Raw genomic sequence first — 15,630 nt, 5'->3', positions numbered from 1 at the left:
TCCCCACATGATCGGTGATTTAATCGGGGAATGGATCAAAGGAATCCTGATCGACGGTATCATGGGCAACCTGTCCGGCCTGTTTAACACAGTCAATACCAAAGTCGGGGAAATCGCGTCGGATGTGGGCAGTACCCCGCAGGACTGGAACGGCGGCATTTTTTCCATGCTGCAAAACCTGTCCGAAACGGTGATCGTCCCCATTGCGGCAGCCATTCTCGCCCTTGTGATGTGCTATGAGCTGATCGACATGATCGTGGAAAAGAACAATATGCACGACTTCGACAGCTCCATGTTCTTCCGCTGGATTTTCAAAAGCGCCTTTGCCATCCTCATTGTGACGAACACATGGAATATCGTCATGGGCGTATTTGACGCCACCCAGCAGGTCGTCAACCAGAGCGCCGGGGTGATTATCGGAGATACCAGCATTGATTTTGACACGCTGCTCCCCGATCTGGAAAGCCGCCTTGAAGCAATGGACATTGGGCCGCTGCTGGGCCTGTGGTTCCAGACCCTTGTTGTGGGGCTGACGATGAACATTCTTTCCATCTGTATTTTCCTTGTGACCTATGGAAGAATGATAGAAATTTACGCCGTGACCGCATTGGGGCCGATCCCCCTTGCCACGCTGGGCAATGCAGAGTGGCGCGGCATGGGACAGAACTACTTGAAATCCCTGCTTGCGCTGGGCTTCCAAGCCTTTTTAATCATGGTGGTTGTCGGGATTTATGCGGTGCTGATCCAGCAGATCGGAACCGCTGACGACATATCCGGCGCAATCTGGGGCTGTATGGGCTATACCGTTTTGCTTTGCTTCTGTCTGTTCAAGACGGGAAGTATCAGCAAGGCCGTATTTACCGCCCACTAAAGAAACGAGGTGACTTTTTATGGCTTATGTAACTGTCCCCAAGGATTTAACCAAGGTCAAATCCAAGGTAGTATTCGGGCTAACGAAACGCCAGCTCATTTGTTTTGGCGGTGCGCTGCTGGTAGGCGTCCCGCTTTTCTTTTTGATCCGGGGCCGCGTCCCGACCAGCGCGGCGGCGCTCATTATGGTGTTCGCCATGCTGCCGGGCTTTCTGCTGGCGCTTTACGAAAAACACGGCCAGCCCCTTGAAGTGGTGGTACGCCAGATCGTAGCGTGCTGCTTCATCCAGCCCAAGGAACGGCCCTACCAGACCAATAACGCTTATACCGCCCTTGTGCGGCAATCCCAAATGGAAAAGGAGGTCAACGCCATTGTCCAAAAAGCAAAAGAACGAAACAAGCGCAAAAGCGCCGGTCAAGCTCACCCGCGCCGAAAAGAAAGAGATTCAGGCCGTCATCCGAAAGTATAAAGGCGACGGCAAGCCCCATTCGGCGCAGGCCAGTATTCCCTATGAGGCCATGTATCAGGACGGCGTATGCCGGGTAACGCCCCGCACCTTTTCCAAGTGCATTGAGTTTACGGACATCAGCTACCAACTGGCGCAGGCGGACACCAAGACAGCCATCTTTGAAAACCTGTGCGACCTCTACAACTATCTGGACGCTTCCATTCATGTGCAGTTTTCCTTTATCAACCGCAAGATCGACCCCAAGCAGTACGCCAAGAGCTTTGAAATCCGGGCGCAGGGGGACGACTTTGACGACATCCGCAGCGAGTATTCCGACATTTTGCAAGACCAGCTTGTGAACGGGAACAACGGCCTGATGAAGCGGAAATTTATGACCTATACCATCGAGGCAGACAGCCTGAAAATGGCCCGCGCCAGACTGCGCCGGATCGAAACCGATCTTTTGGGCTATTTCAAGAGCATGGGGGCCTCCGCGTGGGGACTGGACGCAAAGGAACGGCTGGAAGTCATGCACAGCATTTTCCACCCGGACGGGGAACCGTTCTCCTTTGACTGGAAGTGGCTTGCTCCATCGGGGCTTTCTACCAAGGACTTTATCGCCCCGTCCTCGTTCCGCTTCGGCAATGCCCGGATGTTCGGGCTGGGCGGCAAATACGGGGCGGTGAGCTTTCTGCAAATCCTCTCCCCGGAGCTGTCGGATGAAATGCTGGCCGACTTCCTCAACACGGAAAACGGTATTGTGGTGAACCTCCATGTGCAGGCCATTGACCAGAGCGACGCTATTAAGACGGTCAAGCGCAAGATCACCGACCTTGACGCCATGAAGATTCAGGAACAGAAACGGGCTGTCCGCAGCGGCTACGACATGGATATACTTCCCAGCGACCTTGCCACCTACGGGCAGGACGCCAAGGAGCTGCTAAAGACCTTGCAGAGCCGGAATGAACGGATGTTCCAGCTTACCTTTTTGGTGCTGAACACCGCAGACACCCGGCAAAAGCTGGAAAACGATGTGTTCTGGGCTGCCGGGATCGCCCAGAAATACAACTGTTCCCTTGTGCGGCTGGACTACCAGCAGGAACAGGGGCTTATGAGCAGCCTGCCGCTGGGGGCCAGCCACATCCAGATTGAACGCTCCCTGACGACTTCCAGCGTGGCCGTGTTCGTCCCTTTTGTGACGCAGGAGCTTTTTCAGGGCGGCGACGCCATGTATTACGGGATCAACGCCAAGACCGGCAACATGATTATGCTCGACCGCAAACGGGCGAGGTGTCCCAACGGGCTAAAGCTGGGGACACCGGGAAGCGGCAAAAGTATGAGCTGTAAATCAGAAATTTTGAGCGTGTTCCTCTGCACCCCGGACGATGTGTATATCTGTGATCCAGAGGCCGAGTATTACCCCCTTGTGAAGCGGTTGCGTGGGCAGGTGGTGAAGCTGTCGCCTACCAGCAAAAACTATGTGAACCCGCTGGACATCAACCTGAACTACTCCGAGGATGAAAACCCGCTGGCCTTGAAATCCGACTTTGTGCTGTCGTTCTGTGAGCTTGTCATGGGCGGCAAGAACGGGCTGGAAGCCATTGAAAAGACGGTGATCGACCGGGCGGTACAGGTGATCTACCGGCCTTATCTGGCAGACCCCAAGCCGGAAAATATGCCCATCCTTGCAGACCTGCACAAAGCCCTTTTAGACCAGCATATCCCGGAGGCCGACCGGGTGGCGCAGGCCCTTGACCTGTATGTGTCCGGCAGCCTAAATGTGTTCAACCACAGAACCAACATCGACATTCAAAACCGCATTGTGGCCTTTGACATCAAGGAGCTGGGCAAGCAGCTAAAGAAAATCGGTATGCTCATTGTCCAAGACCAGATTTGGGGGCGCGTCACCCAAAACCGCAGCAAGGGCAAGGCGACATGGTATTTCTGTGATGAGTTCCACCTGCTTTTGCGTGAGGAACAGACGGCGGCCTTTTCCTGTGAGATTTGGAAGCGTTTTCGTAAGTGGGGCGGGATTCCCACAGGTGCGACACAGAATGTGAAAGACCTGCTTTCCTCCCCGGAAATTGAGAACATTTTGGAAAACAGCGACTTTATCTGCCTGCTCAATCAGGCCAGCGGCGACCGCAAAATCCTTGCGGAACGGCTGAACATTTCGCCCCAGCAATTACGGTATGTGGACAATTCCGAACCCGGCGAGGGGCTTCTCATTTACGAAAATGTGATCCTGCCCTTTAAGAACCCCATCCCGAAAAACACCCAGCTCTACCAGATCATGACGACCCGGTTAGGCGAGGGGGCGACGGTATGAGGCACAAGGAGGTGAAGTCATGGAACCCTTAAAACCCCGCGACAAGGTAACGCAGCACATGACCCGCGACGGCCTGACGCTGGATAACCAGACCACCGGCGAAAGCGTCAATGTGTCCAGCCGGGAGGCCGAGCAGGAATACACCGCCCAGCCGGAGGGCGCGGCGAAAAAAATACTGGAACGGGCGGACGAACTGCACGACCGCCACAAGGCAAAGAAAGCGGCCAAGGACGCCGGAAAAACCGTGGCGCAGGCCACCGGCCCTGTTTCCCGGTTGCAGTTTACCGCCGAGGAACGGGCCTCCCCGGAGCTGGCCCCGTATATCAAAAAGGCGGAAAAACGGGCGGATAAGCTGGAAGCGGCCAAAGAAGCCCTGCCGAAAAAGCGCGTCGTCACCAAGGAAACTGTCTATGACGATGCCAAGGGCAAGGCCAAAAGCAGGCTGTATTTTGACAAGGTGGAGAAAGCCCCTCCCCAGCTCAAACCAAACCCGGCCAGCCGCCCCATACAGGAAGCCGGGCTTTACCTCCACGGAAAAATCCATGAGGTAGAACACGAAAATGTGGGCGTGGAGGGCGGCCATAAGGGGGAAGAACTGGCGGAACGGCAGGCGGGCCGCATGATCCGCAGCGGCGTCCACCGGCACAAGCTCAAACCCTACCGGGCCGCCGCCAAGGCAGAGCGAAAGTCCATCGCCGCCAACGCCGAGTTTGCGTATCAAAAATCCCTGCGGGACAACCCGGAGCTGGCGCAGGCGGCCAAGAACCCCGTTTCCCGTTTCTGGCAGAAACAGCACATCAAGCGGGAATATGCCAAGGCAGCACGGGCGACGGGCCAGACCGCACAGGGGGCCGCAAGCACCGCCAAGACCACGGCTGCCGCAGCCAAGAAAGCCGCAGAGAAAAGCAGACAGGCCGCGTCCTTTGCCGCCCGGCACTGGAAAGGGGCGCTGATCGTCGGCGGCGTGGGCCTCATGCTCCTGCTGGTGATGGGCGGCCTGCAATCCTGCACCGCCATGTTTGGCAGCACCGGGACGGGCCTTGCCGCCACCTCCTATCTCTCCGAGGACAGCGATATGCTGGGAGCCGAAGCCGCCTATGCTGCGCTAGAAGCAGACTTGCAGCACGAACTTGACAACTACGAAAGCCTGCACCCCGGCTATGACGAATACCGTTTCGATCTGGATGAGATCAAGCATGACCCCTATGTGCTGACCTCCATCCTCTCCGCGCTGCATAACGGCGTGTTCACTTTGGGGGAGGTACAGGGCGACCTTGCCATGCTCTTTGAAAAGCAGTACATCCTGACCCAGACCATCGAAACGGAAACCCGCTACCGCACTGAAACGAGGACGGACAGCGAGGGAAACACCTACACCGTGGAAGTCCCCTACACCTACTACATCTGCAATGTGAAGCTGGAAAACTTCGACCTGTCCCACCTGCCCATCTACATTCTCACCGAGGAACAGATGGGCTTTTATGCTGCCTATATGCAGACTTTGGGCAACCGGCCAGACCTGTTCCCCAACGGCAGCTATCCCCACGCCTCCACCCCGAAAGAGCCGACCTACTATGAAATCCCCCCGGAGGCGCTAAAGGACGAGGCCTTTGCCGCCATAATCGCCGAGGCGGAAAAGTATGTGGGCTATCCCTATGTGTGGGGCGGCAGCTCCCCAAGCACCAGCTTTGATTGTTCCGGCTTCATTAGCTGGGTCATCAATCATTCCGGCTGGAATGTGGGACGCCAGACGGCGCAGGGGCTTTACAACATCTGCACCCCCGTTTCCCCGGAGCAGGCCAAGCCCGGCGACCTTGTATTTTTCGTCGGCACTTACGACACTGCCGGAATGTCCCATGTGGGACTGTATGTGGGTAATTCGGTCATGCTGCACTGCGGCGACCCCATTTCCTACACGAACCTCAATTCAAGCTACTGGCAGCAGCATTTTTATTGTTACGGGCGTTTGCCTTAAACGCCAGAAAGGAGTAAATCACTATGGCAATGAACAAATTGGAACGCATTGAAAAGGATATTGAGAAAACCAAGGGCAAGATCGCGGAGCTGCAAAAGCAGCTTCGGGAGCTGGAAGCGGCCAAGACCGAACAGGAAAACTTGCAGATCGTCCAGCTTGTGCGCGGCCTCAACATGACCCCGCAGGAGTTCGCCGCCTTTGTGCGCGGCGGCGCATTGCAGGCGGCCCCGGCCCCGATCCCGGACTTTGAACAGGAGGACAGCGCCCATGAAGAAATCTAAACTGTTCCGCACCTTGACGCTGGCTGTGGCCGCTGCGCTCTGCATGGCGACCACGACCGTTACCGCCTATGCCGGAGGCGCTGACCCTGACCCTGTGCCGCTGCCGGAAACCACCGAAGCCCCCGCAGAGGTGCCGGAGGAAACCGAAGAACCCACCACCGGCGGCATGGAGCCGGAGGGCGTACCTGTTACCCCGCAGGGCAACGCTGCGCTGGTGGATGATTTTTTCGGGGATAAACAGCTTATCACTGTCACTACCAAGGCCGGGAATTATTTTTACATCCTGATCGACCGGGCCAACGAGGACAAGGAAACAGCGGTGCATTTCCTCAACCAAGTGGACGACGCCGACCTGCAAGCCTTGTTGGAGGATGGAAAAAAAGAGCCGGAGGTCTGCACCTGTACGGCCAAATGTCAAGCTGGGGCCGTCAATACGGCCTGCCCGGTCTGTAAAAACAACCTGACCGCCTGCAACGGGCCGGAGCCGAAGCCCCAGCCGGAGGAAGAACAGCCGCAGGAGGAAAAGCCAAGCGGCATGGGCGGCCTTGTGGTGTTCTTTGTGGTGGTGCTGCTGGGCGGCGGCGCAGCCCTCTACTTCCTGAAATTCAAAAAGGAAAAAGCCGACACCACAGGCAATGACGATCTGGCCGAGTATGACTTTGGAGAGGACGAGGACGACGAGGACGAAGCCCCGGAGCCGGACGAGGATATGACAAGTGAGGATGGAAATAAGGAGGACGAAGTATGAGCTATCAGTTAGTAATTGCAGAGAAACCAAGCGTCGCCCGCAGCATTGCGGGCGTGATCGGCGCGGACAAGAAACAGGACGGCTACATGGAGGGAAACGGCTATCTGGTGAGCTGGTGTATCGGCCACCTTGTTTCCCTTGCCGACGCCGGGACTTATGACGAGCGTTTCAAAAAATGGCGCTATGACGACCTGCCGATTCTGCCGCAGGAATGGCAGTACATTATCCCTGACGATAAGAAAAAGCAGTTTGACACCCTGCGTTCTTTGATGGAGCGCACCGATGTCACCGGCCTTGTGTGCGCCACCGACGCCGGGCGCGAGGGCGAATTGATTTTCCGTTTTGTCTACCAGATGGCGGGCTGCAAGAAACCGTTTCAGCGCCTTTGGATTTCCAGCATGGAGGACGCGGCCATTCAAGACGGCTTCGCCCATCTGAAACCGGGAACCGATTATGATAACCTGTATCAGTCGGCCCTTTGCCGGGCGCAGGCGGATTGGCTGGTGGGGATCAACGCGACCCGGCTGTTCTCCATCCTCTACCACAAGACCCTGACCGTGGGCCGTGTCCAGACGCCGACCCTCAAAATGCTGGTTGACCGGGAGGCCAAGATCAGCAGCTTCCAGAAAGAGAAATACCACATCGTCCAGATCGCGGCGGGCGGCATGGAGGCGGCCAGTGAACGCATGGGAAACGCAGACGACGCCAAGGCCCTGAAAGCCGCCTGTGAAACGGCGCAGACCGTTTGTGTGTCGGTAACACGGGAGAAAAAGACGGAGCAGCCGCCCCGCCTCTATGACCTCACCACCTTGCAGCGGGAGGCAAACCGCCTGTTTGGATTTACCGCCAAGCAGACCCTTGACTATGCCCAGCAGCTTTATGAAAAGAAGCTGCTGACCTATCCCCGCACTGACAGCCAGTATTTGACCGATGATATGCTGCCAACGGCAGAAAGCCTTGTGTCCGGCCTGTGGCCTATGCTTTCCTTTGCGGCGGGGCTTGACCTGTCCCCGCAGTTTGGCCGGGTGCTGAACAGCAAAAAGGTGAGTGACCACCACGCCATTATCCCGACAATGGAATTTGTGCAGAAAGGCTTTGACGGGCTGGCCGAGGGCGAAAAGAAACTGCTGTCCCTTGTGTGCTGCAAGCTGCTGTGCGCCGTGGCCGCGCCCCATGTGTACGAGGCTGTCACCGCCACATTCACCTGTGCCGGGAACACCTTTACCGCCAAGGGCAAAACCATCCTCACTCCCGGCTGGAAAGAGCTTGACCGCCGCTTTAAGGCGTCGTTCAAAACAGACACCGACGACACTGCCCCGGAGCCTGCGCGGGAACTGCCGGAGATCACCGAGGGCCAAACCTTTGACAAGGTAACTGCCGCCGTCACCGAGCATTTCACAGCACCGCCAAAATCCTACACGGAAGATACCCTGCTTTCCGCTATGGAGCGCGCCGGTGCGGACAATCTGCCGGAGGACGCCGAACGGCAGGGATTGGGAACCCCGGCCACCCGCGCCTCCATTTTAGAAAAGCTGGTGCAGATGGGCTTTGTGGAGCGCAGGGGCAAACAGCTACTTCCCACCAAGGACGGCCACAACCTTGCCTGTGTGCTGCCGGAGATGCTGACCTCTCCCCAGCTTACAGCACAGTGGGAAACGGAGTTGACAGCCATTGCCAAGGGGCAGGCCGACCCGGAGGGCTTCATGGCTGGCATTGCAGAAATGACAAGGGGCCTGATTGCAAACTACTCCCAGATCAGCGAGGACGCGCAGAGGTTGTTTCAAACCGAGCGTGTGGTTATCGGCAAATGTCCACGCTGCGGGGAAAGCGTCTACGAGGGCAAAAAGAATTACTACTGCGGAAACCGAAGCTGCCAGTTTGTCATGTGGAAGAATGACCGATTTTTTGAGGAACGGGGCAAGGCGTTCATTCCGAAGATCGCCGCCGCGCTCCTTAAAGACGGAAAAGCAAAGGTAAAGGGCCTGCGCTCCATGAAAACCGGCAAGACCTATGACGGGACGGTGCTTTTGGCGGATACCGGCGGCAAGTATGTGAACTACCGCGTGGAACAGAGGGGCAAGAACTAAAGAAAAGCAAGCATAGGGAGTGTAGCCACACTCCCGGCAAAATCCCTGACCCGGCGCACCTGCCGGGCCGGGGATTTTCTCTTTGGGGAAGCCCCAAACCCCTTGTATCCAGCAAATTTACAATTCATCTATTCCAAGATACACCATGTCATAGTATAATAAAGCCAACGATAATATCCATTTGAGGTGATAAGTGTGAAAATATTAGTTAGTGCTTGTATTATGGGAGTGGATTGTAAATACAATGGAAAAAATAACAAAAATCTGGCAGCTATCAACTACTTAAAAGATAAAGAAATTATTTGCATTTGTCCAGAGCAATTAGCAGGTATGACTACTCCCAGACCTTGTACAGAGATTGTGAATGGTGTAGTAACAGACGAAAATGGAAATGATGTCGATTTGGAATATAAACGAGCAGTATCAATGGCATTATCCAAAATTCAACATGAAGATATTGAGTTAGCTATACTACAATCCAGAAGTCCTACCTGCGGAGTAAATCAAATATATGATGGTAGCTTTACCGGAAAGTTGATTTCTGGAATGGGATTGTTTGCAAAGGCATTAAAAGAACGAGGCATCAAAGTTATTGATGTTGAAGAAGTAGAAAGCTTTAATTTGTTAGACTGTCCCCAGCTTCAATCAATCTAACCCAAACTTTCAAAATTGAATATCAGCCACTTATTATCGGCCCACCCAGCAGGAAATCTTTCAAAGGTTTCCTGCTTTTCTTATGCTATTTTTCAGAAAGGATGTGAACCCCAAATGTCTTACAGTTCCTACGACCACGACGATTTAGAACCGGCCAGCACTATGCGGATCGAGCGCCGGATTTACTTTGAAAGCGGCAAGGCCGATCTTTCCGAAATGGTAAAGCTGCCCCTTGCGGAGCTTCTTTCCCTGCGGGCGGAAAGCGCCGCCGCAGAACAGGAAGTGTTTGACCGCCTGAAAGAACAGGCCACCGCATGGGAGGAACAGGCCGGAAGAACCCTGTTTCTGGACAAAGCTCTTGAATATGCCCGGACGCTTCCCGTCACCCACACCGCAAACCAGTGGGAGGCCCCGGACGAATACCGCCATATCCGCAGCAACATGGTTTACCAGATGGATTACTCCATTTCCGAGAACACCCGGTATGACAGCGCCGCCCCAAAATCCGTTCCCTACTCGTGGACGCTCCGCTGGAGCCTACGCACTAACGCGCCGGGCAGCTACCGGCAGGCCAAGATCGCCGGACAGGATCGGAAAGTCTTTTCCAGCCGGGAAGAACTGGACAAGTACCTGAATGGCCGGATTAAAGCCCATGAACATTACTTTACCGAAATTTCCCCGGCCATCCCCAAGGAATACGCCGACTATTTCAAGGTCAACGGCTGCCTGCTCCCCGGCTACACCATTGAGGGAGAGGAACCGGCAAAAGCCGCAGAGCTTCCCGCGCAGGAAGAAACCGCGCAGCCGCAGCAGACCGCAGCCACCCCGGAAAGGAGGGAACCCGTGAACGAAGTATTTTCTATTTTTCTTGATAACCGCGCCGAGGCGCAGACCGGCGGGCCGCATGGCTACTGGCTTTCCCTGCCGACTTCCGCTGAACAGGTACAGGAAGCCCTAAAGGAAATTCACATCACCGCCGACAACCAGCAGGACTTGTTCATTGGCGGCTTTTCCGCCCCGGAGGAAAAACCGCTGGAACTGCCGGAGGATTTAATCAAGGCCGCCAGCGTGGACGAACTGAACTTCCTTGCCGTCCAGCTTCAAAGGCTGGACGCCGTGGAGCTTGCGGAGCTGAACGCCGCCATGCAGTCCCCGGCGAAAATGCAGACCATCGGGCAGCTTTTGGACTACGCTGAAAACACCGATTGTTTTGTCTTAATCAACGCCAAGGACAACCGCAGTCTGGGGGAATATTACCTGAATGATTCCGGGCTGTTTGTTGTTCCCGACCCGTGGAAACCGGCCATTGACACCGACCGGCTGGGAAGTTTTATCGCCAACGAGGAACAGGGAACCTTTACCGATTACGGCTATATCCTGCGAACCAGCGACGAATGGCAGCGTGTCCATGAGGGCCAGCCAGTGCCGGGACAATACCGGGTGATGGCCTATCCTGCGCCGGAAATTCTGCGGGATGAAAGCAAGGTGCAGCCGGAGGCGGCAGCCCCCGCAAAGGCCCCGCAGCCTGTCACCCCCATTCTCTTAAACGGCCAGAACAGCGCCGAGCGCATGAAAGAGATCACCGACCGGCTGGAAACCGGCATACAGGAGCTTTTCGAGAGTGAACGCTACAAAGCCTATCTCACCACCATGTCCAAGTTCCACAGTTACAGCTTCAACAACACCCTCCTGATCGCCATGCAGGGCGGACAGCTTGTGGCGGGCTACAACAAGTGGCGGGACGATTTTCACCGCAATGTGAGGAAAGGCGAAAAGGCCATCAAGATACTGGCCCCAGCCCCGTTCAAGGCAAAAAAGGAAGTGCAAAAACTGGACGCACAGGGCAGGCCGGTGATGGGAAAGGACGGAAAGCCTGTTACCGAAGTAAAGGAAATACAGGTTCCGGCCTTTAAGATCGTTTCCGTCTTTGATGTGAGCCAGACCGAGGGGGAACCGCTGCCCTCTATCGGCGTGGAAGAACTGACCGGCAGCGTGGAACGCTACGGGGAATTTTTCAAGGCGCTGGAACAGACCTCCCCGGTTCCCATTGGTTTTGAGGACATTCCGGGCGGTTCCCACGGCTACTACCACCTGACGGAAAAGCGGATCGCCATTCAGGAGGGCATGAGCGAATTACAGACCCTAAAGACGGCTATCCACGAGATTGCCCATTCCAAGCTCCACGCCATCGACCCGGAAGCCCCGGCCATAGAGCAGGCCGACCGCCCCGACAGCCGCACCCGCGAGGTGCAGGCCGAAAGCGTGGCCTATGCCGTCTGCCAGCACTACGGGCTGGACACCTCCGACTATTCCTTTGGCTATGTGGCCGGTTGGAGTTCCGGCAAGGACTTGAAAGAGCTGAAAGCCTCCCTTGAAACCATCCGGGCCACCGCCCATGAACTGATTACCACCATTGACGGCCACCTTGCCCAGCTTCAGAAAGAACGGCAGGCCCAGCAGGAACAGCCGCAGGCCGCGCCGCTGGAACAGGCCGCCGAGCAGCCAGACCCGGACAGCGTATTTTCCAAGCTGCCCCCGGAGCAACAGCAGGAAATGACCGACAGCGTAAAAGCCATGCTGCAAACCCTCATTGAAGCGGATTTGAAATCTACCGGCGAAGTGTCGCAGGGAACCAAGGAGGCGGCGCAGGCGCAGGGCTTTACCATTGCCGGGGATGGAACGCTGGAACAGGCAGAAGCCCCGCAGGAGGCCGCCTACCGTCTAAAAAACGGCGATTACCTGTATATCCAGACATCGGGAACCGGCTATGATTACACGCTGTACGGCCCCGACTACAAGGAACTGGACGGAGGCCAGCTTGACAATCCCGGCCTGTCCCTTGCGGAAGCCGGAAAAGAAATCCTTGCCATCCATGAGCTACCGGCTGGGGCAATGGAACCCCTGACCGGCGACAGGATGGATGATTTTCTGGAAGCAACCGAACAGGCCAACGCCATTCCCCAGCCGCAGGCATGGAATGGGATCGACGGCCTTTTGAATGGAAAGCCGTTCATGCCGGAGGCGTCCCCGGCTGACCGGGCCGCCGCCCTGATCGAGCTGGCAGAGAAAAACGCCCCGCGTCTGGGCAGCGAGGAACGGCAGTTGATCGTGGCCTATGCCGAGGCCGTGGGCGATAACGACAAGGTGATCGGGCTTATCAACCGCCTGTGTGAACAGGGCTATGAGCTGCAAAAGGGCCAGATGGATTCCTTTGTGAAAAGCGAGATCGAAAGTGAGATTGCCGTCGCCAACGCCCAGCGGCAGATCGCACAGAATCCGGCAGCGGAGCCGGTTGTCACGATCCTTTGGAGTGAAAGCCCCCATCTGAAAGACGGCCAGCAAATGCCGCTGCATGAGGCCGAGGCCGTTTTCAAGGAGCTGGACAGCGCCAGACGCCACGAACGAGAGCAGCCGGGCTATACGGGCCATTGGTACGACAAGACCAAGTTCCGCATTGATTTTACCATGCAGGGCCAGCCGGACAGCTACGAGGGACGGCAGGACTTTGGCGACGGGAACGGTTCCCTGATCCAGCATATCCGGGGCTATCACGAATACTACGCGCAGGATGAAAGTTGGAAAAACCATGTGCTGCACCATGAGGGGCCGGAGGCATGGGAGGCGGACAAGGCCCAGCGGGATATGCTGCTGCATGAGTTTGTCCCGTATATGGAGCTGCACTGCAATCTGGCAGCTATGGAGCAGGAGGCCCGGCGTCCCCTGCGATCCGGGGAAACCCTGACGCCGGAACAGACCGCTTATTTCAACGCGGTTTTGGACTATGTAAAGGAGTGCCGCCCGCTTCTCAATCAGGGACAGTACCACTTGCCGGAGCCGCCGCAGCTTGCCGATTTCGACCAGAGCTTGCAGGACTACAAAAAACAGATCGAGGCAGAGCTGGAACAGGAGGCCGCCGCTGCTGGGCTGACGGTGGAGGAATATGTTGCCTCTGATTATGAAGCACCAGCGCAGCCCAACTTTTCCATCTACCAAGTGCCACCCGGCCCGGAGGGGCGCGACTTCCGCTACCGTTCCTATGAGGACTTGCAGGCGGACGGGCTTTCGGTGGACAGGAAAAATTACCAGCTTGTCTACACCGCACCGCTGGACAAGGACACCACACTGGACGAGATTTACCGCCGCTTCAACATAGAACATCCCGCCGATTACAAGGGACATTCCCTCTCTACGGGGGATATTGTGCTGTTCCAGCAGGATGGGAAACAGACCGCCTATTATGTGGACGAGGGGGCCGACTACCGGCAGGTGCCGGAGTTCTTCGCCCAGCCGGAAAAACAGCTCACGCCGGACGAGTGCATGACCGGCGAACAAATCCAGACGCCAAGGGGCCGTTTCTATCTGACCGACAGGAGCCGGGAACAGATGGAGGCCGCCGGGTATGGATTCCACCACCAGTCGGAGGACGGCAGGTATCTGATTATGGCAAACGGCACAAGGGCCTTTGCCATCCCCGCCCAGCCAGAAAGCCATATCAAGACGGCGGAAATGTCCACCGAGCAGAATTACAACATGATCGACGGCATGATGAACAACGCCCCGTCTATGGGGGAACTGGAAGCAAGGGCAAAAGCCGGGGAACAGATTTCCCTTTTGGATGTGGCCGAGGCAGCCAAGGCGGAGGCCAAAAAGCCCAAGCAGACCCGAAAGACGACGCAGAAACAAAAGAAACCGTCCATCCGGGCGCAGCTTGCCGCCGCCAAGGAGGAACAGAAAAAGAAGCCCCCGGCGCGGGAAAAATCAAAAGAAATGGAGGTATGAGGAATGTATTTCACCGTGGAAGAAGAAAACCTGTTCTGTCTGTACCACAATGCCGACCGCCGCAGGACGGCGGCAAATCTCCGGGCAGCACTGCCGGACATGGACAAGGAAATGGCGGTGCTTGCCTGCCAGACCGCCGATAAGCTGGACACCATGAGCGACGCCGACTTTGCGGCGCAGCGGTTCCACTTCACAGACGAATAAGTAAAACGCCGGACGCGGAGGTGTCAAAGCCTCTGCGTCCGGCATTTTTATATGGTCTTAAATGCTGAAATCATATCGCGAATATTTTGAAATCTTTTGGTTTTATCTGGGTTCAATCCTTTCTCAACAAAAGCTCGTAAATTCTGATTCGTAATTTTTTCTGTATTGGTTTTACCTGTCATTACAAAATAAATAACTCTGGTGAGCGCATAAGTTTCGTGAACTATGCCATAAGTGTTAAACCCCTCGACAACCAGTGCAGGATCATTAAAATAGCCCTTGAACTCCGTATTAACCGTTGTTAGCGTACTATCAGGAATTTTTACAAGTCCAAAATCCGAAAGTTTCACTACAAGGGTATCATCGTACTCTTTTATCAAAATATTTTTAGGACTTATATCACGATGTAGATGTCCTTTTGAATGAAGATAATCAAAGGCGCGCAATATTTGTTGGGCGATTCCTTTTCGTTGTATAATTGTTAAGGTGGAGTTATGAGCAGCGATATATCCGTCCAGCGTATAATCCATATATTCCATAATATACTCATTTTTATCTGGGTTGTAGCAGTAAACTTCAAGTATGTATGGAGAAGATAGACCATTCATTACATCAAATTCTCTTTTGAACCGGGCGACTTCTTTATCTGTAAGTTCCTTTTTTGCACGCTTCAAAATAAAAGGCCGATTATAAAAAGTGTCCTTATACTTATAAACATTAGCGTAAGAACCACTTCCGATTAGTTTCAGATCAAATGTAAAATCTTGTTGCTTATGTGAAATGGTTATGCTACTAAGAGGTAGAAAAATAGGAAGCGTATAATATAATTCGACCTTTGCCATATTGGGTGGCAATGAACTTCCACCGCTTGAACTAAGAAAATCTCGACAGCGTGTGAGTAAATCTAAATAGTATGGGTCTATTTGAAAGGCTAAAGGAGTTTCCTTTAGTGAACTTACTAAGCCGAATATCATTTCAATTCTCTTAATTAAATCTCTACTCGGTTCTGCCCAAAAGTGCGCTTCATGTTCCCCGGTTGGTAGTCTTTCGTTCATTGTTCTAAAAAGCCCAACCAGATCATGATGTAGGGTCATAAGAATTTCCCGCAGTTTTTGATTTCTAAAGGATTTATATAAATCGGAGTATTCCGCATTTATTTGACTACATGATAATAACTCTCTGTACTGTGATTCAATATAGTTTTCAATATTCATATAAGTTCCACCGTTTCCCGCTTTATTTTACTGTATTATA

11 protein-coding genes are annotated in these 15,630 nt (G+C 54.7%); 10 read left to right on the top strand and 1 reads right to left on the bottom strand.

Annotated features, from left to right (window positions below):
- Window positions 1-7: 7 nt before the first annotated feature.
- The 10 genes from ACGHP1_RS02155 to ACGHP1_RS02110 all read left to right on the top strand — a co-directional run bounded on the left by ACGHP1_RS02155 (window position 8) and on the right by ACGHP1_RS02110 (window position 14,376).
- Window positions 8-871: a VirB6/TrbL-like conjugal transfer protein, CD1112 family gene (locus tag ACGHP1_RS02155; protein ID WP_005946756.1), complete on the top strand. Its 864-nt coding sequence runs from the start codon at window positions 8-10 to the stop codon at window positions 869-871.
- Window positions 872-890: 19 nt separating this feature from the next.
- The gene (locus ACGHP1_RS02150; protein WP_390507478.1) at window positions 891-1,340 is read left to right on the top strand and encodes a PrgI family protein; all 450 of its coding nucleotides are present in this window, start codon (window positions 891-893) and stop codon (window positions 1,338-1,340) included.
- On the top strand, window positions 1,243-3,648 hold the full coding sequence (locus ACGHP1_RS02145; RefSeq protein ID WP_390507476.1) for a VirB4-like conjugal transfer ATPase, CD1110 family: 2,406 nt from the start codon (window positions 1,243-1,245) through the stop codon (window positions 3,646-3,648). The genes ACGHP1_RS02150 and ACGHP1_RS02145 overlap by 98 nt, the downstream gene beginning before the upstream one ends.
- Before the next feature lie 19 nt (window positions 3,649-3,667).
- Window positions 3,668-5,623 carry a C40 family peptidase gene (locus tag ACGHP1_RS02140; RefSeq protein ID WP_390507474.1) on the top strand — a complete coding sequence of 652 codons (1,956 nt, stop codon included), beginning with the start codon at window positions 3,668-3,670 and terminating at the stop codon, window positions 5,621-5,623.
- Window positions 5,624-5,646: 23 nt separating this feature from the next.
- On the top strand, window positions 5,647-5,904 hold the full coding sequence (locus ACGHP1_RS02135) for a DUF4315 family protein (RefSeq protein WP_003509287.1): 258 nt from the start codon (window positions 5,647-5,649) through the stop codon (window positions 5,902-5,904).
- Window positions 5,891-6,652: a DUF4366 domain-containing protein gene (locus tag ACGHP1_RS02130; RefSeq protein ID WP_196905149.1), complete on the top strand. Its 762-nt coding sequence runs from the start codon at window positions 5,891-5,893 to the stop codon at window positions 6,650-6,652. The genes ACGHP1_RS02135 and ACGHP1_RS02130 overlap by 14 nt, the downstream gene beginning before the upstream one ends.
- Window positions 6,649-8,739 (top strand): DNA topoisomerase 3, encoded by a 2,091-nt coding sequence (locus ACGHP1_RS02125; protein WP_390507472.1) that lies wholly within the window; start codon window positions 6,649-6,651, stop codon window positions 8,737-8,739. The genes ACGHP1_RS02130 and ACGHP1_RS02125 overlap by 4 nt, the downstream gene beginning before the upstream one ends.
- Window positions 8,740-8,934: 195 nt before the next feature.
- Window positions 8,935-9,393 (top strand): DUF523 domain-containing protein, encoded by a 459-nt coding sequence (locus ACGHP1_RS02120; protein WP_390507470.1) that lies wholly within the window; start codon window positions 8,935-8,937, stop codon window positions 9,391-9,393.
- A 114-nt stretch (window positions 9,394-9,507) separates the two neighbouring features.
- Window positions 9,508-14,172 carry an LPD25 domain-containing protein gene (locus ACGHP1_RS02115; RefSeq protein WP_390507468.1) on the top strand — a complete coding sequence of 1,555 codons (4,665 nt, stop codon included), beginning with the start codon at window positions 9,508-9,510 and terminating at the stop codon, window positions 14,170-14,172.
- A 3-nt stretch (window positions 14,173-14,175) separates the two neighbouring features.
- Window positions 14,176-14,376, top strand: coding sequence for a transposon-transfer assisting family protein (locus ACGHP1_RS02110; RefSeq protein WP_390507466.1), 201 nt, complete (start codon window positions 14,176-14,178; stop codon window positions 14,374-14,376).
- Window positions 14,377-14,423: 47 nt separating this feature from the next.
- Here ACGHP1_RS02110 and ACGHP1_RS02105 read toward each other — a convergent pair whose 3' ends face one another.
- Entirely contained in the window at window positions 14,424-15,590 is a 1,167-nt protein-coding gene (locus ACGHP1_RS02105) for a protein kinase family protein (protein ID WP_006060485.1), read from the bottom strand.
- Window positions 15,591-15,630 lie beyond the last annotated feature (40 nt).

It is taken from the genome of Faecalibacterium sp. i21-0019-B1 (genome assembly GCF_042852915.1).
GTDB classification, from domain to species: Bacteria; Bacillota; Clostridia; order Oscillospirales; family Ruminococcaceae; genus Faecalibacterium; species Faecalibacterium taiwanense.
Note: the sequence above shows the minus strand (reverse complement) of the source record. Positions and strands in the feature narration are given on the sequence as shown.